The organism is Pseudomonas iranensis (assembly GCF_014268585.2).
In the GTDB taxonomy this organism is placed as follows: domain Bacteria; phylum Pseudomonadota; class Gammaproteobacteria; order Pseudomonadales; family Pseudomonadaceae; genus Aquipseudomonas; species Aquipseudomonas iranensis.
Genome location: NZ_CP077092.1, coordinates 5,894,824 through 5,916,437, shown reverse-complemented (window position 1 = coordinate 5,916,437; position 21,614 = coordinate 5,894,824). Strand labels below are relative to the sequence as shown.

Annotated in this window: 20 protein-coding genes; 5 read left to right on the top strand and 15 right to left on the bottom strand. The window is 61.1% G+C overall.

Annotated features, from left to right (window positions below):
* Positions 1-55: 55 nt before the first annotated feature.
* From ilvD to HU724_RS26700, 6 genes are all read right to left on the bottom strand, one after another.
* Entirely contained in the window at positions 56-1,897 is a 1,842-nt protein-coding gene (ilvD, locus tag HU724_RS26725) for a dihydroxy-acid dehydratase (protein WP_024014684.1), read from the bottom strand.
* A gap of 256 nt (positions 1,898-2,153) precedes the next feature.
* Entirely contained in the window at positions 2,154-3,386 is a 1,233-nt protein-coding gene (locus HU724_RS26720; RefSeq protein WP_186569327.1) for an MFS transporter, read from the bottom strand.
* Positions 3,379-4,356: a diiron oxygenase gene (locus HU724_RS26715; RefSeq protein ID WP_133335876.1), complete on the bottom strand. Its 978-nt coding sequence runs from the start codon at positions 4,354-4,356 to the stop codon at positions 3,379-3,381. Before HU724_RS26715 ends, HU724_RS26720 begins: the two co-directional genes overlap by 8 nt.
* On the bottom strand, positions 4,353-5,426 hold the full coding sequence (locus tag HU724_RS26710) for a SagB family peptide dehydrogenase (protein WP_186569326.1): 1,074 nt from the start codon (positions 5,424-5,426) through the stop codon (positions 4,353-4,355). The genes HU724_RS26715 and HU724_RS26710 overlap by 4 nt, the downstream gene beginning before the upstream one ends.
* A gap of 450 nt (positions 5,427-5,876) precedes the next feature.
* Positions 5,877-7,073 (bottom strand): class I SAM-dependent rRNA methyltransferase, encoded by a 1,197-nt coding sequence (locus tag HU724_RS26705; RefSeq protein WP_016772700.1) that lies wholly within the window; start codon positions 7,071-7,073, stop codon positions 5,877-5,879.
* Between the two features lie 162 nt (positions 7,074-7,235).
* Positions 7,236-7,775, bottom strand: a complete 540-nt coding sequence (locus HU724_RS26700) for a type 1 glutamine amidotransferase domain-containing protein (RefSeq protein ID WP_071172203.1) — start codon at positions 7,773-7,775, stop codon at positions 7,236-7,238.
* A gap of 228 nt (positions 7,776-8,003) precedes the next feature.
* Here HU724_RS26700 and HU724_RS26695 point away from each other — a divergent pair, with 228 nt between their 5' ends.
* Genes HU724_RS26695 through HU724_RS26685 form a run of 3 tightly spaced genes read left to right on the top strand, consistent with a single transcriptional unit; the run spans position 8,004 to position 10,021 of the window.
* A complete protein-coding gene (locus HU724_RS26695; protein WP_160769650.1) occupies positions 8,004-8,816 on the top strand; it encodes an HDOD domain-containing protein in 813 nt (270 codons plus the stop codon).
* Between the two features lie 12 nt (positions 8,817-8,828).
* A complete protein-coding gene (gene mutM, locus HU724_RS26690) occupies positions 8,829-9,641 on the top strand; it encodes a bifunctional DNA-formamidopyrimidine glycosylase/DNA-(apurinic or apyrimidinic site) lyase (RefSeq protein WP_016772703.1) in 813 nt (270 codons plus the stop codon).
* A gap of 56 nt (positions 9,642-9,697) precedes the next feature.
* Positions 9,698-10,021, top strand: coding sequence for a multidrug transporter (locus tag HU724_RS26685; protein ID WP_076564452.1), 324 nt, complete (start codon positions 9,698-9,700; stop codon positions 10,019-10,021).
* A gap of 125 nt (positions 10,022-10,146) precedes the next feature.
* On the opposite strand, the gene HU724_RS26680 is transcribed toward HU724_RS26685, so the two are convergent.
* The 5 genes from HU724_RS26680 to HU724_RS26660 form a co-directional block, all read right to left on the bottom strand.
* On the bottom strand, positions 10,147-10,398 hold the full coding sequence (locus tag HU724_RS26680; protein ID WP_003195146.1) for a YfhL family 4Fe-4S dicluster ferredoxin: 252 nt from the start codon (positions 10,396-10,398) through the stop codon (positions 10,147-10,149).
* Positions 10,399-10,546: 148 nt separating this feature from the next.
* Positions 10,547-11,026 (bottom strand): pantetheine-phosphate adenylyltransferase, encoded by a 480-nt coding sequence (coaD, locus tag HU724_RS26675; RefSeq protein ID WP_003229157.1) that lies wholly within the window; start codon positions 11,024-11,026, stop codon positions 10,547-10,549.
* 115 nt (positions 11,027-11,141) lie between these two features.
* A complete protein-coding gene (locus tag HU724_RS26670) occupies positions 11,142-12,737 on the bottom strand; it encodes a GMC family oxidoreductase (RefSeq protein WP_186569325.1) in 1,596 nt (531 codons plus the stop codon).
* Between the two features lie 131 nt (positions 12,738-12,868).
* Complete coding sequence (locus HU724_RS26665) at positions 12,869-13,414, bottom strand: twin-arginine translocation pathway signal protein (RefSeq protein ID WP_186569324.1); 546 nt, start codon at positions 13,412-13,414, stop codon at positions 12,869-12,871.
* 29 nt (positions 13,415-13,443) lie between these two features.
* Positions 13,444-14,874 (bottom strand): coniferyl aldehyde dehydrogenase, encoded by a 1,431-nt coding sequence (locus HU724_RS26660; protein WP_186569323.1) that lies wholly within the window; start codon positions 14,872-14,874, stop codon positions 13,444-13,446.
* A gap of 147 nt (positions 14,875-15,021) precedes the next feature.
* On the opposite strand from HU724_RS26660, the gene HU724_RS26655 reads away from it, so the two are divergent.
* Together HU724_RS26655 and HU724_RS26650 are read left to right on the top strand one after the other, a co-directional pair.
* Positions 15,022-15,693, top strand: coding sequence for a TetR/AcrR family transcriptional regulator (locus HU724_RS26655; RefSeq protein WP_016772708.1), 672 nt, complete (start codon positions 15,022-15,024; stop codon positions 15,691-15,693).
* Positions 15,694-15,724: 31 nt separating this feature from the next.
* Positions 15,725-16,579: a sulfurtransferase gene (locus HU724_RS26650; protein ID WP_186569322.1), complete on the top strand. Its 855-nt coding sequence runs from the start codon at positions 15,725-15,727 to the stop codon at positions 16,577-16,579.
* A 252-nt stretch (positions 16,580-16,831) separates the two neighbouring features.
* On the opposite strand, the gene HU724_RS26645 is transcribed toward HU724_RS26650, so the two are convergent.
* The 4 genes from HU724_RS26645 to HU724_RS26630 all read right to left on the bottom strand — a co-directional run bounded on the left by HU724_RS26645 (position 16,832) and on the right by HU724_RS26630 (position 21,345).
* Complete coding sequence (locus HU724_RS26645) at positions 16,832-17,827, bottom strand: hydrolase (RefSeq protein WP_186569321.1); 996 nt, start codon at positions 17,825-17,827, stop codon at positions 16,832-16,834.
* Positions 17,828-17,892: 65 nt separating this feature from the next.
* Positions 17,893-18,507: a 16S rRNA (guanine(966)-N(2))-methyltransferase RsmD gene (gene rsmD, locus HU724_RS26640; RefSeq protein WP_016772711.1), complete on the bottom strand. Its 615-nt coding sequence runs from the start codon at positions 18,505-18,507 to the stop codon at positions 17,893-17,895.
* Positions 18,507-19,997: a M16 family metallopeptidase gene (locus HU724_RS26635; protein ID WP_186569320.1), complete on the bottom strand. Its 1,491-nt coding sequence runs from the start codon at positions 19,995-19,997 to the stop codon at positions 18,507-18,509. The genes rsmD and HU724_RS26635 overlap by 1 nt, the downstream gene beginning before the upstream one ends.
* Entirely contained in the window at positions 19,990-21,345 is a 1,356-nt protein-coding gene (locus HU724_RS26630; RefSeq protein WP_123441741.1) for a M16 family metallopeptidase, read from the bottom strand. Before HU724_RS26630 ends, HU724_RS26635 begins: the two co-directional genes overlap by 8 nt.
* Positions 21,346-21,614: the final 269 nt, after the last annotated feature.

The following is a 21,614-nucleotide window of genomic DNA, read 5'->3' as shown; positions in this document are numbered from 1 at the left end:
GATTAAAAAATGCCCCGCACGTTGGCGGGGCATTTTTGTTTCTGCACCTGGACGCTTACAGCCCGTCGAGCATCGCCTTGTTGCGCACAGCACCCTTGTCGGCACTGGTCGCCAGCAGGGCGTAGGCCTTGAGCGCGGTGGTCACTTTGCGTGGGCGCACTTCAACCGGTTTCCAGCCTTTCTTGTCCTGCTCGGCGCGGCGTGCCGCCAGTTCTTCGTCGCTGACCAACAGGTTGATCGAGCGGTTCGGAATGTCGATCAGCACCTTGTCGCCATCCTGCACCAGACCGATCGCGCCACCGGCCGCAGCTTCTGGCGAAGCGTGACCGATCGACAGGCCGGAAGTGCCGCCGGAGAAACGCCCGTCGGTGAGCAGCGCGCAGGCTTTGCCCAGACCTTTGGATTTCAGGTAGGACGTCGGGTAGAGCATTTCCTGCATGCCAGGGCCGCCTTTCGGACCTTCGTAGCGAATGATGACGATGTCGCCTTCCTTCACTTCGTCAGCGAGGATGCCGCGCACGGCGCTGTCCTGGCTTTCGAAAATCTTCGCGTTGCCTTCGAAGACGTGGATCGACTCATCAACCCCGGCGGTTTTCACCACGCAGCCGTCCTGCGCGATATTGCCGTACAGCACGGCGAGGCCGCCTTCTTTCGAATAGGCGTGCTCGAAGCTGCGGATGCAGCCGTTTTCACGGTCGTCGTCGAGGGTTTCCCAGCGGGTCGACTGGCTGAACGCGGTCTGGGTCGGAATGCCCGCCGGACCTGCCTTGAAGAAGTGATGCACGGCTTCGTCGCTGGTCTGGGTGATGTCCCACTTGGCGATGGCTTCTTCCATGCTGCGACTGTGCACGGTCGGCAGGTCGGTGTGCAGCAGGCCGCCACGGGCCAGCGAACCGAGGATGCTGAAAATGCCGCCGGCGCGGTGCACGTCTTCCATGTGGTACTTCTGGATGTTCGGCGCGACTTTGCACAGCTGCGGCACGCTGCGCGAGAGACGGTCGATGTCGCGCAGGTCGAAATCGATCTCGGCTTCCTGGGCAGCTGCGAGCAAGTGCAGGATGGTGTTGGTCGAACCGCCCATGGCGATGTCGAGCATCATCGCGTTTTCGAACGCCTTGAAGTTGGCGATGTTGCGCGGCAGCACGGAGTCATCGTTCTCGCCGTAGTAACGCTTGCACAGCTCGACGATGGTGCGACCGGCCTGGAGGAACAGCTGTTCGCGGTCGCTGTGGGTGGCCAGAGTCGAACCGTTGCCCGGCAAGGCCAGACCCAGTGCTTCAGTCAGGCAGTTCATCGAGTTGGCGGTGAACATGCCGGAGCACGAACCGCAGGTCGGGCAGGCGCTACGCTCGTACTCGGCGACTTTCTCGTCAGAAGCGCTGGAGTCGGCGGCGATCACCATGGCGTCGACGAGGTCGAGGCCGTGGGAAGCGAGTTTGGTCTTGCCCGCTTCCATCGGACCACCGGAAACGAAAATCACCGGGATGTTCAGGCGCAGCGCGGCCATCAGCATGCCCGGGGTGATCTTGTCGCAGTTGGAAATGCACACGATGGCGTCGGCGCAGTGGGCATTGACCATGTACTCGACGGAGTCGGCGATGATCTCGCGACTCGGCAGCGAATACAGCATGCCGTCGTGGCCCATGGCGATGCCGTCATCGACAGCAATGGTGTTGAATTCCTTGGCCACGCCACCGGCGCGTTCGATTTCGCGGGCGACCAGTTGACCCAGGTCCTTCAGGTGCACATGCCCCGGGACAAACTGGGTGAACGAGTTGGCAATGGCGATGATCGGCTTCTTGAAGTCGTCATCTTTCATGCCGGTGGCGCGCCACAGTGCGCGGGCGCCGGCCATGTTGCGGCCGTGGGTGGATGTTTTCGAGCGGTAATCTGGCATGGAGCACTCCGGGCGGCTAATCACGTACTAAAGGGGAGTGAGCTTCTGTTGACCTCTGAAACACCCGAAAAATGGCCGTGTGTCCGGAAGCTGCCGATGACGTTGCGGGATCGCCGCTGGTCTCAGCCTGAGCTCATAAACCCGCCGGGGATGAATGGCGATGAATGAGGCGATTCTACACCGCTGGCGTCGCGAGGGAATGGCGCAAAGCGTTGTTCCCCCGTTGAAGAGGCACGCGGGATGACGACTGGCAGGATCAGTGGTCGCCTCCCGGCATCACCGGATTGCTGCGCAGGTTGCTGACGCGACGGCCAATCACGCTGTTGAGCAACAGCGATACGCCGCTCAACACCACGAAGCCGTAACCCAGTGTCGCTTGCAGGTTGGCCGGGCCAAGGCTGATCAAGGCGCTGACCAGCCCGCCACAGATAAAGATGATGGTGCTGCCGGCGGACGCCGATGCGCCGGCGTTTTCGGCAAACAGGCTCATGGCGCGTGAGGTAGCCGGCGGGCGTGAAATGGTCGTGCCTACCGTGCAGATCAGCATCGGAATCAGCACAGTCGCCGCTGACAGATCATGACTGGCCGCCAGATAGAGCATCACCAGCCCCGAGAGCAGGATCAGACTCAGCCCGGTGAAAATCTGCTGTTGCGCATTGATATGCCGATTCAGCACGCTGGCGAACAGGCCGCCAAAGACATAGGCGGCGCCGTAGATCAGCAGGATCAAAGCGAAATCGTAAGGTGCCATCTGCAGCTGCTCCATGAAGATCAGCGGGGAAATGACAATGAAGGAAAAGTGGCAGGCGAAAGCGAAGGCGGAAATCAGCCAGCAGCCGACGAATTCGAAATTGCTCAGCACCAACCTGTAGGGCTTTATGAAACCCACGTGTGGCCCATTCTGAACGGGCCGGCTGTTATCGAGCAGCCGCCACGTCTTCACCAGAACCACGGCGGCCAGGGCGATGAACACCCAGAAGCTGCCGCGCCAGCCGAGCGTGGCCTGCAGAAACGTGCCCGCCAATGGTGATACCGAAATGAAGATGCCCGTGGCGGTGACCATCAGGATCCGCAGGCGATCACGCTCGTTGCCTTCGAACAGATCCTGCACCAGTGCCTGGGACAGCACGAAGCAACCACATCCCAGCGCCTGCATCACCCGGAAAATCAGGAACAGCGTGTAGTCATTGCTCAGCACGCAGCCCAGTGCGCCGAGCAGCGACACGCTCATGCCGGCAAGCAGCAGACCTTTGCGCCCGATCACATCGGACAACGGGCCGATCAATAACTGAGCAAATGCGATGCCCACGGCAAACAGACTGATCGACAGCGCGATGTCGTTTGACGATCGGCCAAAGTGGGCTGCCAATGCCGGAAAGGAAGGCAGCAGCACATCCAGCGGAAACACGCCAAGCAGGATCATCGCCAGCAGCAGGCTGATTGCTCCGCGCTGTTGTCGGCGGGTGGTTGCACGGCTGTGTTTATCCATCGATCAATCCTGCTTTGGCGAAGAGTGTCTGGTTATGGGGCAATGCAAAGAAGCCGGCCTTGTGCAGGGCCTCCACAGTAGGTTTGCAGCCAGCGCGTGCACGAGCGCGGTTGGCCTGCACCGTTACCGTGCTGCCGACAATCTCCATCACGTCGATCTCGGCAATACCGGCCGAACGCAGGCTTTGTTGCAGCCAGCTTTCATCTGCTTCGAAGAAGATGGAAATGATCTCCACGAGGGTCTTGCTGGCGAACAGGCGCTGACGACTGTTCATCGCAATCCAGAAGTAATGGAAGGCTTCGGCGAAATACCGGCTGTGCCGGGCTTCGTCGGCAAGGTGATCACGCAGCATGTCGTTCACGCTGGACACGAGCGTGTCGCGGCACACTTCCAGCAATTCACGGGCAATGATGGTTTCCGAGACAAACCCGAGCAGGAACCAGGCCAGAGCGCGGTTTTTCTCTGGTGTCCGCGCGATCAAGGCGTTCATGCGGCTGATCCGTCTCGGAATGACCGGACGCCGGGTGATGCTGTAATACGCAGCGATCTGCTCGGCAATCTGGTTGGAAAACAGCGCGTGGTAGCCCTCGTCGGTATACAGCTGAAGTGCTGCATGCTTCATCGGTAACGGTATGTAGATGGGCAGTTCGCGGTGCGCGATGACTTCCACCGCGCGGTTGACGATGCGGTGTTCAAGCAGGGTGGTGTAGTCGAGGAAATACACCAGATGATTGGCGGTGAGGCGGTGCAGGGTTTCGCGCCCCTTGGCCTGGATGGCCGGATGCGCCAGATAGGGCACAAAGGCCGGGGGGAACCAGTAGCGGGTCTGCAGTTGCTGCTCGACATCACTTGGTAACCGATAGTCATGGGTACTGCTGCGTACCGACGCACGGCTCTCCCAGTCTGGAAGCGTGAATTTCAGCGACCATGACACCGGGGCTTCGCTCTCATCCATCGCCGTGGGAATCATGACTGTGCTCCGCTGAGCAGATCACGCATTTCCTGGCACATGGCCTGGCCATCGCTTTCGCCGCAACCGACAAAGAACAGCGGTTGCTCGGCGCTGCCCGCGATGCCGAGCAGGGTTTCAACCTGTGCGTCGGCAAATGCGCCGGTCAGCCAGGTGTTCAGCCCCAGCGTCGTTGCTACCAGTTGAAAGGTTTGCGAGAGATGACCGGCCTCGATGAATGCCATGCGATAGGCGCGCGAATGTTCGTACTTCCACCAGAGACGGTCAAACCTGGCGGTGATGAACACGCCCAGCGGCAGGTTGTTGATGAAGTGCTGGCCGCCGAGCAATTGGCCCAGTTCCGGATCGGGCAGCGCATTGATCCGACTCAGAGCATGTTCGGCAGGGTGGTAGGCGTAGATGCCGGTTTCCAGCCCGCTGACATTTTGCGCCAGGACAAATCCCTCACAGGCGTTCAATCCGCCGCCGGACGGGCAGCTCCGGCGGGCTTCGAGACCCGGCGCGACCGGATCGGCGTGGGCGTCTGCGCGCGGGGGAAGATAGCCGAGGGTCAGATACAGCAGCGTGCCGACCTCGTTCAGTGTCACCGCGGCACCGGTGTAGGAACGACAGGTTTTGCGCCTCATCAAGGCCTGAGTCAGGCTGTCATCATTAATGGCGCCCGGTACGGGCAGGGTAATCAAGGGCTGCACTGATCGCGGCGCCGGGGTGTTCGCAGGTTCCGGCTTTGCCAGCACTTCGCTGCAGTGCGCCAGATATTGCCTGGACCACTCGTGGATATTCCGAGGCGTATGTGCGCAAGGTATATTTTGTGTGCCGATGTGATAGATCTTCGATAGTTCATCCCAGCCCCAATCCGGGCTGTCTATTTTTGAAGTTGTTAGAATGCCTGCGTTCAGAAGTTGTCTGTCTATTATGTTGTTGGGGTCAAATATATCAGGGTTGTGTATAAGGCTGGCGAGGCGATGGGAGTATTCAAGATCAAGTTCATGTTGAGTATGGTTCTTGTAGTTCCAGACAACTTGTCCGGGCGGGCGCGGCAATATAAAAAGAAAAGGATTGATATGCATGGGTTCAGATCACTCAGGAAAAGTCTGATGGACGCCAGAGTGCCGGCACTCTCCAGCGTCCAGGCTACTTAGCGGCCGGTGGCTGCAACCAGAAAGGCCAGGTTGGCGAGTTTGTCTGTTTCGAGATAAATGGTTTTCATGATGTGAACTCCTTGTTTGTTGGTAGTTGAGTCGCTTCGTTGCGACAACTTCATATTAGTTTGTAATCGGATATTGGCAAGCGGATATTAAGTAGGAATATTCCAGTAATTTTGTCGGAGTGATCTTTTGCAAGCGCCTTATTGTGTAGGTTTAATTTCCATGATTGACGGGCGTGACGAAACTTCCTGCAAGGCAGCGAGAAAGAAGTTGTAGGAAGAGGGCGGGGCACTCATGTCGAGTGTAAAAACTGGGGGAGGGAGGGCGCAAAAAAAACGGGGAGCTCAGTGGCTCCCCGGTGTTCAAGCGCAATCAGCTGTTGGGCAGCAGACGGCAGGTGATGCTTTTGATGTAGCGGGTTTCAGCGATGGCCGGATGTACCGGATGATCCGGGCCCTGACCGCCACGCTCGAGCATCTGGATGTTGCGGTCCAGATGACGGGCGCTGGTCAGCAGGATGTTCTGCAGATCGTCTTCCGGCAGGTGCATGGAGCACGAAGCACTGACCAGAATGCCGTCCTTGGTCAGCAGGCGCATGGCTTGCTCGTTGAGACGACGGTAGGCGCCTTCGCCGTTCTTCATGTCTTTCTTGCGTTTGATGAAGGCCGGCGGATCGGCAACGATCACGTCGAAGCGCTCTTCGCTGGCTTTGAGTTCCTTCAACGCTTCGAAGACGTCGCCTTCGATGCAGGTCATCTTGTCAGCGAAGCCGTTCAGTGCAGCGTTGCGCTCGACACCGTCGAGGGCGAATGCAGAGGCGTCGACGCAGAACACTTCACTGGCGCCGAACGCAGCGGCCTGCACGCCCCAGCCACCGATGTAGCTATAGAGATCAAGTACGCGTTTGCCCTTGGCGTAAGGTGCCAGGCGCGCGCGGTTCATGCGGTGATCGTAGAACCAGCCGGTTTTCTGCCCTTGGATGACCGGCGCTTCGAACTTGACGCCGTTTTCTTCCAGCGCGACCCATTCCGGTACCAGACCGAACACGGTTTCGACGTAGCGGTTGAGGCCTTCGGCGTCGCGGGCGGCGGAGTCGTTCTTGAACAGGATGCCGCTTGGCTTGAGCACCTGGGTCAACGCGGCGATCACGTCGTCTTTATGCGCTTCCATGGTCGCCGAGGCGATCTGCACCACAAGGATGTCGCCGAAACGATCGACCACCAGACCCGGCAAGAGGTCGGAGTCGCCGTAGACCAGACGATAGAACGGCTTGTCGAACAGACGCTCGCGCAACGACAGTGCGACATTCAGGCGATGCACCAGCAGCGACTTGTCGAGTGCCAGTTTGATGTCGCGAGACAGCAGACGCGCGCAGATCAGGTTGTTCGGGCTCATGGCGACGATGCCCAACGGCTTGCCGCCAGCGGCTTCGAGCACCGCCTGATCGCCGGCCTTGAAGCCGTGCAGAGGCGTGGCGGCCACGTCGATTTCGTTGCTGTAGACCCACAAGTGGCCGTTGCGCAGGCGACGGTCGGCGTTGGCTTTGAGGCGCAGGCTAGGCAGGGACATGACGTCGCTCCGGAAAAAAGAGCGGGAGTATAGCGTGTTGACGCGTGCTCCGGTCTGGCCTGCGATGAAAAGCGGATGGCCCCTTCGCGAGCAGGCTCGCTCCCACACTTGGAATGCATTCACCTGTGGGAGCGAGCCTGCTCGCGAAAGCGATTTCAGCTCTTATGCAGCCAGTGCGTCGATCAGGGCCTGACTGAACGCTGGCACATCATCCGGCTGGCGGCTGCTGATCAGGTTGCCGTCCTTGACCACTTCCTGGTCGACCCAGTTGACCCCTGCATTGACCAGATCGTCCTTGACCGTTTTGTAGCTGGTCATGGTTTTGCCATTGACCAGTCCCGCCGAGATCAGCAACCAGCTGCCGTGGCAGATCACGGCAATCGGCTTGCCCGCCGAAGCGGCAGTCTTGACCAGATGCTGAGCATCCTGGTCGATACGGATGGTGTCGGAATTCTGCACACCGCCCGGCAGCAGCACGGCATCGTATTGATCGACGCTCACAGCTTGGAAAGTGTTGGTGACGGGGAAGTCGTCGGCCGGTTTGTCATGGTTCCAGCCTTTGACGGTGCCGGCCTCGGCCGAGAGGATATCGACCTGCACGCCGGCCTGCTCCAAGGCATCCTTGGGGCCGGTCATTTCGACCTGTTCGAAACCATCGGTAACCAAAATAGCGACGCGTTTGCCATTGAGGGAAGTTGCCATCGGTAAGCTCCTGAGTCTGTGGAGATTTTGCCTTCGCAGCGAACCGTTGAGGTCCGATGCGCCCTACAGATTCCGAAGCCTGGGCACAGATGAAAGTTCCGGCGATGTGCCCATCGGTGTGTCGCCCTGCGGTTTCAGCGGTTAGAATCGCCGCCTGCCCCGGAGTGTGTACTTATGTCCCAAGAGCTGACCACCGAACAGATTCAACAATCGCTGCAAGGCATCAGTGTGCCGGCGCAACCGCAGATCATGGTGGATCTGCAAATGGAGCAGTACATGCCCGACCCGGACCTGGAGGTGATCGCCAAGCTGATCTCCCAGGATCCCGGCCTGTCCGGCGCGCTGCTGAAAATCGTCAACTCGCCGTATTACGGCCTGAGCAACAAGATCACCTCGATCCAGCGTGCGGTGAACCTGTTGGGCAGCCGCTCGATCATCAACCTGATCAACGCGCAGTCGATCAAGGGCGAGATGAACGATGACACCATCGTCACCCTCAACCGTTTCTGGGACACCGCGCAGGATGTGGCGATGACCTGCCTGACCCTGGCCAAGCGCATCGGCACCCAGGCCGGTGACGAAGCCTATGCGTTGGGCCTGTTCCACGATTGCGGCGTGCCATTGATGCTGCAGCGTTTCCCCAATTACATGACCGTGCTGGAAGAGGCCTACGCCAGCGCCAGCCCGGAATGCCGCGTGGTCGATACGGAAAATCGTGTGTTCAACACCAACCACGCCGTGGTCGGCTACTACACCGCCAAGTCCTGGCGCCTGCCGGAGCATGTCAGCGCCGCCATTGCCAATCACCACAATGCGCTGGCGATTTTCAGCGACGAATCGTCGAAGAACAGCCAACTGAAAAACTTGCTGGCGATTCTGAAAATGGCCGAGCACATCTGCGCCTCTTATCGCGTGCTGGGCAACCAGAGCGAGGATTTCGAGTGGAGCGCGGTGGGCCCGCTGGTGCTCGATTACGTCGGTCTGTCGGACTACGACTTCGAAACACTCAAACAAACGATTCGCGACCTCGGCGCGCATTGATCCGAGGACACCATGCCTGAACTGCCGGAAGTCGAAACCACCCGTCGCGGGATCGCCCCGCACCTGGAAGGCCAGCGTGTCAGCCGGGTCATCGTCCGCGACCGGCGCCTGCGCTGGCCGATCCCCGAAGACCTCGATGTGCGCCTGTCCGGGCAGCGCATCGTGCTGGTCGAGCGGCGCGCCAAATACCTGTTGATCAACGCCGAGATCGGCACGCTGATCAGCCATTTGGGCATGTCGGGCAATCTGCGTCTGGTGGAGGCCGGGTTGCCGGCGTTGAAGCACGAGCACGTCGATATCGAACTGGAATCGGGACTGGCCCTGCGCTACACCGATCCGCGACGCTTCGGCGCGATGCTGTGGAGCAACGACCCGCTCAATCACGAGTTGCTGATTCGCCTCGGGCCGGAGCCGCTGACCGATCTGTTCGATGGCGAGCGCCTGTTCCAACTGTCACGCGGGCGCTCGATGGCGGTCAAGCCGTTCATCATGGACAACGCAGTGGTGGTCGGGGTCGGCAATATCTACGCGACCGAAGCGCTGTTCGCCGCCGGCATCGACCCGCGCCGCGAAGCCGGAGGCATTTCTCGCGGGCGTTACTTGAAACTGGCGATCGAGATCAAACGCATCCTCGCCGCCGCCATCGAGCGTGGCGGTACGACGTTGCGCGATTTCATTGGCGGAGACGGTCAGCCGGGCTATTTCCAGCAGGAACTGTTTGTCTACGGCCGCGGAGGTCAGCATTGCAAGGTCTGCGGCACCGGCCTGCGCGAAGTGAAGCTGGGCCAGCGCGCCAGCGTGTTTTGCCCGCGCTGCCAGACCTGAAAAAATCCTTCGGTCTATGGTGAGAAGTCTTACTGCGCAGCCCGAAGGATCGTGCCATGAAAGTCCTGCAAGTCTTCTTCGTCACGCTGCTGTTGTGTTCCAGCCTGGCCGTTCAGGCCTCGGAAACCGGCAGCGGTGATCCGCGTTACACCATCCAGAATCCCCCGGCCTACGCCATGCTTGGCGACCTGCTGATTGCCCGACCTTTGCTGGTGGTGGCCACGGTGATCGGTGCGGGAGCGTTTGTGGTGTCGTTGCCGTTTACCGCACTGGGCGGCGGTGTTGGCGATGCCGGTCAGGCGCTGGTGGTTGACCCGGCGAAAGCGGCGTTTGTGCGGTGTCTGGGGTGTACAGGGGAGGGGTTTGAGCAGCGCGAGTGAGCTGATCGGGTTTCAGTGGTGTGGCTGATGGCCCATTCGCGAGCAGGCTCGCTCCCACAGGGGAATGCATTGCAAATGTGGGAGCGAGCCTGCTCGCGAAGAGGGCGGTACAGGCGCTGAAGTGATCAGGCCTTGCCGGTGATCTTGCGGTACTTCTCCATCAACTGTTCTTCAGTCTCCGGATGGGCTTCGTCCAATGGAATGCAATCCACCGGGCAGACCTGCTGGCACTGCGGTTCGTCGTAGTGGCCGACGCACTGGGTGCACAGGTTCGGGTCGATCACGTAGATCTCTTCACCTTGGGAAATGGCGGCGTTCGGGCACTCGGGTTCGCAGACGTCGCAGTTGATGCAATCGTCGGTGATGATCAGGGACATGCTAACTCCAGCCGGGGCGGCAGGCCCGGGCGCTATAAATCAATGCGCGCAATTGTGCCGCATTGGCGCTCGCAGTGCACGCGGGGGCGATCAAGGGCACTCTTTGGCTGCGATCCAAAAACGAAAGGATCGCAGCCTGCGGCAGTTCCTATTTCTTGAAGCGCAGGGTCAGCGCGTCGGCCACGGCCGGGTGGACGAACTTGCTGATATCGCCGCCCAGCGCGGCAATCTCCCGCACCAGCGTCGAGGAAATGAACGAATAACGCTCCGACGGCGTGAGAAACAGGCTCTCCACATCCGGCGCCAGTTGGCGGTTCATGTTGGCCAGCTGGAATTCGTATTCGAAGTCCGACACCGCGCGCAGACCACGCAAGAACACATTGGCGTTCTGCTCTTTGGCGAAATGCGCGAGCAGCGTCGAGAAACCGACCACTTCCACGTTCGGCAGGTGTTTGGTGACCTCGCGAGCCAGTTCGACCCGTTGTTCCAGCGGGAACAGCGGGTTCTTTTTCGGGCTGGCGGCGACCGCGATGATCACGTGATCGAACAGGCGCGAGGCGCGTTCGACCAGATCGCCATGGCCCTTGGTAATAGGGTCGAAGGTACCTGGGTACAACACTCGGTTCATCGCGTCGTCCTGGCGGGAGTCCGTTGGGGAGTCGGATGGTATCGCAGCCTTCCCGGTCGGCCAAGTCGCCTGTTGGGTAAGAAAGCACTATAGACGATAGGAATATTCTGCTTTTTCATGGATTTTTCAGCCGATCAGCCAAGGCTGTCGCCAATTGCGCGGTCAGGCCATACACCGACAGCTGCGGGTTGGCGCCGATGCTGGTGGGGAACAGCGAGCCGTCGTGAATCGACAGATTGCGCAGTTGATGATGGCGACCGAGGCTGTCAGCGACCGCGCTTTGCGGATCTTCACCCATCTCACAACCACCCATCACATGGGCGCTACCGAGTCGCGTGCGGTACAGCTCCAGGCTCAGTCCATCGATCATTGAGCGCGCCTCGGCCAGTGTCTTCACATAGCGGCCGTCGGCGTGCATCGGCATCACCGATTGCGCGCCGCCGGCGAACTGAATTTCAGCCATGACGTGAAAGGCCCGGCGCAAACCGTCCCAGGCGTACTGCGAAACCTGATAGTCGAGCACTGGCGAGCCATCACCGCGCAGCTCCACCGAGCCACCGCTGCTGTCCGGGTGGAAGCCATCGCGCAGCAGCGCCAGCATTGCGTGGGTGTGCGGCAGGTCGGCCATGTGTTGCGCGTTCTCTTGGCCGAAACCGCCGAGCAGTGTGGCGGCCAGCGCCGGGTGCAGCGGTGGCACTTCAAGTTTGAACGCCATCGGCCCGGTGGTGCCGTCCTTCCATTGAAAATGGTCGGAATAAATCGACTGCGGCGCGCCGTAGAACGGATTGACCACCTCGGCGAAACGCGCGGCGGACATGTTCACCGGATGTAGAAAGGTGCGCTTGCCCACGCGCTCATGCGGATCCGGTGCGTCGGAGCGCAGCAACAGCGCCGGGCTGTTGATGCCGCCGCCGGCCAGCACGTAATGTCGCGCCTTGACGGTGATGCTGCGCCCGGTCGGCTCGACGCAGCGTTGGTCCATCGCCACGCAATGCAGCCCGGTAACCTTGTCGCCACTGATCAGCAGTTTCTCCACCCGCGCGAGATACAGCAGCTCGCCGCCCTTTTCAAGCGTCGCCGGGATGGTCGTGACCATCATCGATTGCTTGGCGTTGCTCGGGCAGCCCATGCCGCAATAGCCGAGATTCCAGCAACCGCGAACGTTGCGTGGGATCACGTGCCAGCTGTAGCCGAGTTGCTCGCAGCCTTTGCGGATCACATCGTTGTTGGCATTGGGCGGCACCATCCACGGCGCGACGCCGAGGCGCTGCTCCATTTTTTCGAACCACGGCGCCATCTCTGCCGGACTATGGCCTTTGACGTTGTGCTCGCTGGCCCAGTGTTCGAGGGTCGGCTCGGGTGTGCGGAAGCTCGAGGTCCAGTTGATCAGCGTCGTGCCGCCGACCGCGCGGCCCTGCAGGATCGTGATCGCGCCGTCCTTGCTCATGCGCCCGATGCCTTCCTGATAGAGGCTGCTGTAGGCCTCGTCTTCGAGCAGTTTGAAATCCGAACTGGTCTTCAGCGGGCCTTCTTCGATCAGCAGGACTTTGTAGCCCGCCGCGCTGAGGATCTCCGCCGTGGTGCCGCCGCCGGCGCCACTGCCGATGATCGCCACGTCGGCTTCGAGGGTGAGGTCGTCGCTCAGTTGCGCGCCGTTGTAGGTTTTCCAGCCTCGGGCGAGGCCTTCGCGGAAGGGATCGGGTACGGGCATCGGTCAGGTTCTCTTATTATTCTGGATGCGGGTGTGTGGCGGCTGGCCCCTTCGCGAGCAGGCTCGCTCCCACAGGGACATGCATTTCAAATATGGGAGCGAGCCTGTTCGCGAAGGCCGCGCCCCCGGTTTCAGACCTTTGGCGGCCCGGGATAACCGCAGTGAGCCCAGGATTCGGCGCGGGTGTACCAGGCCATCATCACCATCTGCTGCAACGAGCTATGGCCCATGCGCAGCAAGCTCAATGAACTGTTCTCCCAGCGTTCGAGGAAATGTCGCATCGCTTCAGGGCCGGCGTTTTCCCAACTGCCCCAGATGCCGGTGAGCGGGCCACGGGTCACGGCCATGCCGAGCACATCGAACAGTTGCCGAGTGAGCTTGAGCATTTCCGGCGACACGTGATCAAGGCTGTAGTCCAGCGACTTCAGCGTGCCGTCGACCGCTGCGGGTATTTCCCCGACGGCAACGGCGCCGTCGAGCATCACCGGGATCAGCGCGCGCAGGAACAGCAGATCGCCGTCGCGCAAAACCACAAAGCCGTTGGCGCTGACGCTCGACGAGCAGCCAGTGAGGCTGGCGCCAAGGCCTGCGGTGGCGAGAAACGCGCTGGCGCCGAGGCTGAATTTCAGCAGGCCACGGCGCGACAGGGCGGGTGTTTCGGTCAGGCTTGGGTGCATTGTTGTTATTACCCGGCGTCGACGAACGTTTAGCGGATGAACAGTTTCTGAATCAGTTTCTGAATCGATGTGCCGTAGGGCGGGTAGATCAGCCGGGCCGCGTTGAAGCGCTGTTTGATCAGCACACCCTTGGCCTTGCTGAACGTCAGGAAACCTTCGTGGCCGTGGTAATGGCCCATGCCCGAGGGACCGATGCCACCGAAGGGCATGTCGTCCTGAGCGACATGCAACAAAGTGTCGTTCAGGCATACGCCGCCGGAATGGGTCTCGTGCAGTACGCGATGCTGTTCGCGTTTGTCGTAGCCAAAGTAGTAAAGAGCCAGAGGACGAGGCCGCTGATTGATGTAAGCGAATGCCTGCTCCAGATCGCGGTAAGGCACGATTGGCAGCAACGGGCCGAAGATTTCGTCCTGCATCACGGTCATTTCATCGCTGACATTGAGCAGCACGCTGTGCGGCATGCGTCGGCCCTGGCCTTGTTCGAACAGCGGGATCAGCAGCGCGCCCTTGCTGGTCGCGTCGCTGACGTATCCGTTCAGCCGGGCCAGTTGGCGTTCGTTGATGATTGCGGTGTAGTCGGCGTTGTCGGCCAGGGTCGGGTAGAAGCCTTTCACAGCCTGACGATAGGCCTCGACGAAAGCGCCGACGCGGTCTTCCGGCACCAGCACATAGTCAGGCGCGACGCAGGTCTGCCCGGCGTTGAGGGTCTTGCCGAAGGCGATGCGTTCGGCGGCGTCCTTGAGCGGTACGTCTGTGGAGACGATGGCCGGTGACTTGCCACCCAGTTCCAAGGTGACTGGCGTGAGGTTTTCCGCCGCCGCACGCATAACGTGCTTGCCGACGCTGGTGGAGCCGGTGAACAGCAGATGATCGAAAGGCAGGCGCGAGAACGCCACGCCGACGTCCGCCTCACCCAGCACCACGCAAACCAGGTCTTCGGGAAAGATCCGCGCGAGCAGGTCTTTGAGCAACAGCCCGGTCGCCGGGGTCGATTCGCTGAGCTTGAGCATCACCCGATTGCCCGCCGCCAGGGCGCCGACCATCGGCCCTACGGCCAGATACAGCGGGTAGTTCCACGGCACGATCACACCGACCACGCCCAGCGGCTGGTAAACCACCTTTGCCGAAGCAGGCTGGAACGCCATGCCAACCTTGCGCCGCGAGGGCTTCATCCAGTTTTTCAGGTGACGGCTGGCGTAGTGAATGCCGTGCAGGCTCGGCATCAGCTCGGCGAGCAGGGTTTCGTCGGCGCTGCGGTGACTGAAATCGGCGCTGATCGCGTCGATCAATGCCTGCCGCTCAGCGCTGAGCAGATCGCGCAAAGCCTTGAGCCATTGCTGACGTTGCGCGGCCGGTGGCATCGGGTTGGCGGCGTACGCGGCCCGTTGTGCCTGGAACTGCCGATCAAGGGTTTCAAGAGGCTGTTGCAGCGTTTGCAGGTAGGCAATGTCGGCAGTCATCGCGGGCTCCGGATTTTATTGTAGTGGGCACTTTTTAGAGTCTAAGCTCTAGAAAGTCAAACGACTTCCGCGCACGTCAGTGTTTTATCCATTTCCGGTTAGGTCGTAAGATGCGCCGTCTACGCACTCTGAATTAAAGCTCAAGCCATGGCCCCACGAATAAAAACCAGCGAGCGCATCGTTCAGAACAGCCTGGAGCTGTTCAATCAGCAGGGCGAGCGCAGCGTCAGCACCAACCACATCGCCGCGCACATGGAGATTTCTCCGGGCAACCTGTACTACCACTTCCCCAACAAGCAGGCGATCATCGCCGTGTTGTTCAGTGAGTACGAAGCCCTGGTGGACAGCTTTCTGCGTCCGCCTCAGGGCCGCCCGGCGACCGTCGAGGACAAGCGTTTCTATCTCAAGGAACTGCTTTCGGCCATGTGGCGCTACCGCTTTCTGCACCGCGACCTCGAGCATCTGCTCGACAGCGATGCGGAACTGGCCGCGCGTTATCGGCGTTTCTCCCAGCGCTGCGTGATCCAGGGGGCCGCAATCTACGAAGGTTTTGTCGCCGCCGGCATCCTGAAAATGGATCGCGTGCAGATCGAGTCGCTGACCCTCAACGCGTGGATCATCCTGACCTCGTGGGTGCGTTTTCTGTGCACCACGCGGGAAAACTCCAACCACCTCAGCGAACAGGCCGTGAAGCGTGGCGTGTATCAGGTGCTGGTGCTGGAAGCAGGGTTTGTTACCGATCAGGCGCGGGATGAAGTCAACGCACTGTTCGACGAGTTCTACGTGCCGCTGGCGCAGGCCCTTGAAGACGTGAAATAAACCGTTCAGCCGAATTCCACAGGAGCCCGTTATGTCAATTGCGCAGTTGATCAGCCCACAAGCACTGGACGCTCGCAAAGAGCAGCCGGGGCTGGTGATTGTCGATTGTCGTTTTGCCCTCGAAGATCCGGATTACGGCCAGCGCAGCTACGCCGAAGGGCACATTGCCGGGGCGAGTTTCGCCGATCTGGAACGGGATCTAAGCGGCAAAGTCGAGAAGGGCGTGACCGGGCGTCATCCGTTGCCCGAGCCGGCGGCGCTGATCGAACGCCTGCAAGCCTGGGGCATCAGCAACGACAGCGATGTGGTTCTGTATGACGACGGCCCGGGTGCATACGCGGCGCGGGCGTGGTGGTTGCTGGCATGGCTGGGCAAGCGCGACGGCGTATTCATTCTCGATGGCGGGCTCAAAGCTTGGCACGCCGCCGGCCTGCCGCTGAGCCTGGACCCGCCGAGCGTGACGCCGGGTAACTTCAGCGGTCAGCCGGACATGAGCCTGTTGCTCAGCGCCGAACAATTGCAGCAGCGCCTCGGCCAGCCAACCCTGACCCTGCTCGACGCCCGCGCCTTGCCGCGCTTCAAGGGCGAAATGGAACCGATCGATCCGGTCGCCGGACACATTCCCGGCGCGCAGTGCGCGGCGTTCACCGACAACCTCGGCAGTGATGGACGGTTTTTGCCGGCCGAGCAGCTCAAGCAGCGCTTTGTCGCGAAACTGGGTGATCGCTCACCGTCGGAACTGGTCGCCTACTGCGGCTCCGGAGTGACGGCGTGTCACAACCTGTTTGCACTGTGCCTAGCCGGCTACCCGCTGGGTGCGCTGTATGCCGGATCGTGGAGCGAATGGATCAACGAGCCATCGCGCGGCATTGCCACCGGCGAATAAACACAGCGATCTCCTGTAGGAGTGAGCCTGCTCGCGATAGCGGTATGTCTGTGAGTTAAAAGCCAACTGACTCACCGCTTTCGCGAGCAGGCTCGCTCCCACAATGAACCAGGTTGTGCCATACATTTTGATGCCGAAACAAATCCCTGTGGGAGCGAGCCTGCTCGCGAAGGCGTCCTGTCAGGCATTGAGTTTCCAGACTGACACACCGCGATCGCGAGCAGGCTCACTCCTGCAAGGGTTATGCGGCGCTCATTGACCGAGTGCGGCCAGCCATTGTGGGATGCGCCGCTCCAGGTAATACCCGGGCCGGCGCACCGAGCCGTCGACAAAACCGACATGACCGCCACGCGCCTGCAATTCGAACCGGGTGCAGGCTGACAACTCGTCGGCTTGCGGCAGGCTGTGGGGAAATACAAACGGATCGTCCGCCGCCTGAATAATCAGCGTCGGCGTGCGGATCTCGCCGAGGTAATAGCGGCTCGAGGCGCGGCGGTAATAATCCTCGGCATCATTGAAGCCATGCAGCGGCGCCGTAACCCGGCCGTCGAAATCCCAAAACGTACGCATGTTTTCCAGCGAGCCGAGCGCGGCCAGTTTCGCTAGGCCGTCTTCGCGCCCGTCACGCTGGAACTGACGCTGCTTGTTCCTGATGTAGGCGACCATCTCTCGCATGAAGTGCGCCTGATACACCCGCGAAAATCCTTGGCCGATACGATCGGCACATTGATCGAGACGGAACGGTACCGACACCGCCACCGCGCCGAGCACACCGCTGTTGCTGCCGGTTTCACCCAGATGCTTGAGCAGCACATTACCTCCCAGCGAATAGCCGACCGCGTACAACGGCGCCAACGGTCGTTTGGCGCGCAGGTGCTGGATGGCTTCGGCAAGGTCTTCGCTGGCGCCGGAGTGGTAGCTGCGCGGCAACAGATTCGGCTCGCCGGAACAACCGCGCCAGTTCAGCGCGACGCTGGCCCAGCCCTGCTCGGCCAAGGCCTTTTGAATGCCCGCCACATAGGGCGAATTGGAAGAGCCGGTCAAACCGTGCAGCACCAGTACCAACGGCGCCTCGGCGCTGTGCGGGCCGTGCCAGTCGAGGTCGAGGAAGTCGCCGTCCTCGAGCCACAGGCGTTCGCGTTCGCGCTCGATGTGCACGGTCTTGCGCCACAGCGGCCCCCACAGGGTTTGCAGATGCGGATTGCCGAGGCCGAAGGCGGGGATGAAGCGTTCTGGCGAAGGGGGCACGATGATTCTCGATGGGCTTATGGCGAGGAAGCTTGCCACCTCGCCGCAGGTTGCTTGCGACCTTGTCAGCCGGCGATGTCCGCCGTGCGCTGCCACAGCGCGTAAAAAACCCGACCGGATTTCTGTTCACGATGCAGGCGCCAGTTGCCCGGCAGGCCCAGCGTCGATGGCGCTGTTTCGCTTTCAGTGTAGATCCACGAATCGGCCGCCAGCCATTGGCGCTCTTCCAGCAAGGTACAAACCGCTGGCAACAGGTTCTGGTTGAACGGCGGGTCGAGGAACACCAGGTCGAACGGCGTCGCGGTCTGGGTTTCCAGGTAGCGCAGCGCATCGGCGGTTTGCACCTGGCCGTTGCTGCAGCGCAGGGTGCCGAGGTGCTCTTTCAGGCTGGAAACCGCAACGTTGCTGGCGTCCAGCGCCTGGGCCGTGGCCGCGCCACGGGACAGCGCTTCGAGAAACAGCGCGCCGCTGCCGGCGAACGGGTCGAGCACTTTCGCCCCTTCGACATACGGCGCGAGCCAGTTGAACAGGGTTTCACGCACGCGATCCGGGGTCGGGCGCAGGCCCGGTGCGTCGGGAAAGCTCAGCTTGCGGCTGCGCCACTGGCCGCCAATGATGCGCAGCTGGTTCACGCCGTTGTGCACGTTTTGCACGGGTTTTTTCGGTGCTCGAGTGGCCATTAATGCTCCGGAACCCCGAGCGGTTGCTCGGCAGGTTTATCAGATGGGGCCGGTAACGGCTTTTGCGGCACGGTCGGGCCAGCGGTGACGATGACCATTTTCTCCGTGCTCAGGTGTTTGTTCAGCGCATCGCGCACTTGCTCAACGGTCAGGCTCTGCGACTGACGCATGAAATCGTCGAGATAGCTCAGCGGCAGATTATAGAAGCCCATCGCGCCGAGTTGGCCAACGATGTCGGCGTTGCTCGCGGTGGACAGCGGGAAGCTGCCGGCCAGTTCGCGCTTGGCGTCGTCGAGTTCTTTTTGTGTCGGCCCGCTTTTCAGGTAGTCGGCGAGCACGTCCTGCACCAGTTTCAGGGTGCCTTCGCTCATCTCGGCGCGGGTCTGCAGATTGATCATGAACGGGCCACGGGCCTGCATCGGGCTGAACGCCGAGTAAACCCCGTAGGTCAGGCCACGCTTCTCGCGCACTTCGCTCATCAGGCGCGTACCGAAACCACCGCCGCCGAGGATCTGATTGCCCAGCGACAGCGCGGCGTAATCCGGATCGTCGCGATCGATGCCCAGTTGCGCGAGCATCAGGTTGGTCTGTTTCGACGGAAACTCGATGTGGTTGACGCTGGCTTGCGGTTCCTGCGGCGCGGCGATCTTCGCCAGCGCCGGGCCTTTCGGCAGGGACGAGGAAACCTGATTGGCAATCGCCTCGGCTTCGGCTCGCGACAAATCACCAACCAGCGCAATCACCGCATTGCCGGCGGCGTAGGCCTTGGCATGGAACTCGCGTAATTGCGCGACGGTGATCTTCGGCACGCTTTGGGCATTGCCATCGCTGGAATGCGCGTACGGGTGATCGCCGTACAGACGCTTCATCAGCTCCAGGCTGGCAAGCTTGCCGGGGTTCTGTTTCTGGTATTCGAAACCGGCGAGCAGCTGGTTCTTGATGCGCGCGAAGGAGTCGGCGGGGAAGCTCGGTTTGCCAACCACTTCGGCAAACAGCTTCAGCGCCGGTTCACGCTGCTCGGCGGCGCTCAGGCTGCGCAGCGAGGCCAGCGCCATGTCCTTGAATGCACCGTTGCCGAAGTCGGCGCCGAGGCCTTCAAAACCCTGGGCGATGGCGCCGACGTCTTTGCCGGCGATGCCTTCGTTGAGCATCGCGTTGGTGAGCACCGCGAGGCCGGGCACGTTGCCGTCCTGGCTGCTGCCAGCGGCGAAGATCAGGCGCATGTCGAACATCGGCAGCTCATGCGCTTCGACGAACAGCACTTTGGCGCCTTCAGCGGTGTTCCAGGTCTGCACGTCAAGCTTGCGGCTGGCCGGAGCCTTGCCGTCGAGTTCGGCCAGCGATTGCAGTTTCTGGCTGGACTTGGCGTTATCCAGTGCTTCGCTGGCCTTGCTGTCAGCGCTTGGCGACAAATAAACCGCTGCCGAGCCGATCACCGCGACAGCAATCAGGCCAAGCAGCATCAGGCGTGGGGTTTTGCGCTCACTCATGAGTCGTCTCCATTGGCAGGACGTGGGCGACGCTGAGACGTTCGCGGGTGAAATACTTTTTCGCGGCGTTCTGGATGTCTTGCGGAGTCACGCTTTCCAGGTCGGCCAGTTCGGTGTCCATCAGCTTCCACGACAGGCCGACCGTTTCCAGTTGACCGATCGCGGTGGCCTGGCTGGTGATCGAGTCACGCTCGTAGACCAGGCCGGCGATGACTTGAGCGCGGACGCGTTCCAGCTCTTCGGCAGACGGCGCGGTGGTTTTCAGTTGCTCAAGCAGTTTCCACAAGCCGGCTTCGGCCTGGGCGATGGTCTTTTTCTTCTGCGTATTCGGCGTGGCCGACAGGGTAAACAGGCTGTCGCCACGGGTGTAGGCGTCATAGTCCGACGAGCCGCCGGAGACCAGTTCTTCGCCGCGTTCCAGTTGCGCCGGGATGCGCCCGCTGTAGCCGCCGTCGAGCAGCGCCGAAATCAGGCGCAGGGCGTTGACTGAGCGTTTGTCTTCAGCGGTAGCGATGCTCGGCACGTTGAAGCCAAGCATCAGGCTCGGCAGTTGGGTCTGCACGCGCAGGGTGATCTGGCGTTCGCCGGGCTCGGCCAGTTCCAGCGGTTTTTTCGCCGGTGGCACGTCGCGTTTGGCGACCGGGCCGAAATAGCGCTGGGCGAGGGTTTTCACTTCGTCCGGAGTGACGTCACCGACCACCACCAGCGTGGCATTGTTCGGCGCGTACCAGGATTGGTACCAGTGACGCAGCTCCTCGACTTTCATACGGTCGAGGTCGGCCATCCAGCCGATCGTCGGCGTGTGATAACCGCTGGCCGGGTAGGCCATGGCCTTGTAACGCTCGTAGGCCTTGGACATCGGCTTGTCATCGGTGCGCAGGCGGCGCTCTTCCTTGATGACTTCGATTTCCTTGGCGAACTCGTCGGCCGGCAGGCGCAGGTTGGCCATGCGGTCGGCTTCCAGCTCGAAGGCCACGCCGAGACGATCACGGGCCAGCACCTGGTAATAAGCCGTGAAGTCGTCGCTGGTAAAGGCGTTTTCTTCGGCGCCGAGGTCGCGCAGGATCAGCGAAGCTTCGCCGGGGCCGACCTTTTCGCTGCCCTTGAACATCATGTGCTCGAGCGCGTGGGACAGACCGGTCTGGCCCGGAGTCTCGTAGCTGGAGCCGACCTTGTACCAGATCTGCGAAACGACCACCGGTGCGCGATGGTCTTCGCGCACGACGACCTTGAGGCCGTTGTCGAGGGTGAATTCATGGGTCGGTTGCGGGTCGGCCGCCAGGGCCGAAAGGGGCAGGCAGACTGCGCTGAGCAGCAGGCCAGCAGCGCGGCGGGCAAGAGCATTCATTCGTTTTTCAACCTGTTGGGCTGCCCGCTTGGTCTTAGCGTCGGCGGGCGAGAGGGTGCTAGGATACTGATCCGTTTTACCGGCGACCACGTCTATCAGGCCTGAGGGTGTGATAAGGCTGATTAGGTTAGCGGCGCAATGCTGTGTTTTTCCCACTAAACTCCGCGTTTTCGCCGATCTTTGCCGGTTTAGATCATCGTAAAAACGATCCTTGAGGTGCCTTCGGTGCCTCGACAAAATGTTGCGCGTGAACAAGCTGGGTGAAACAC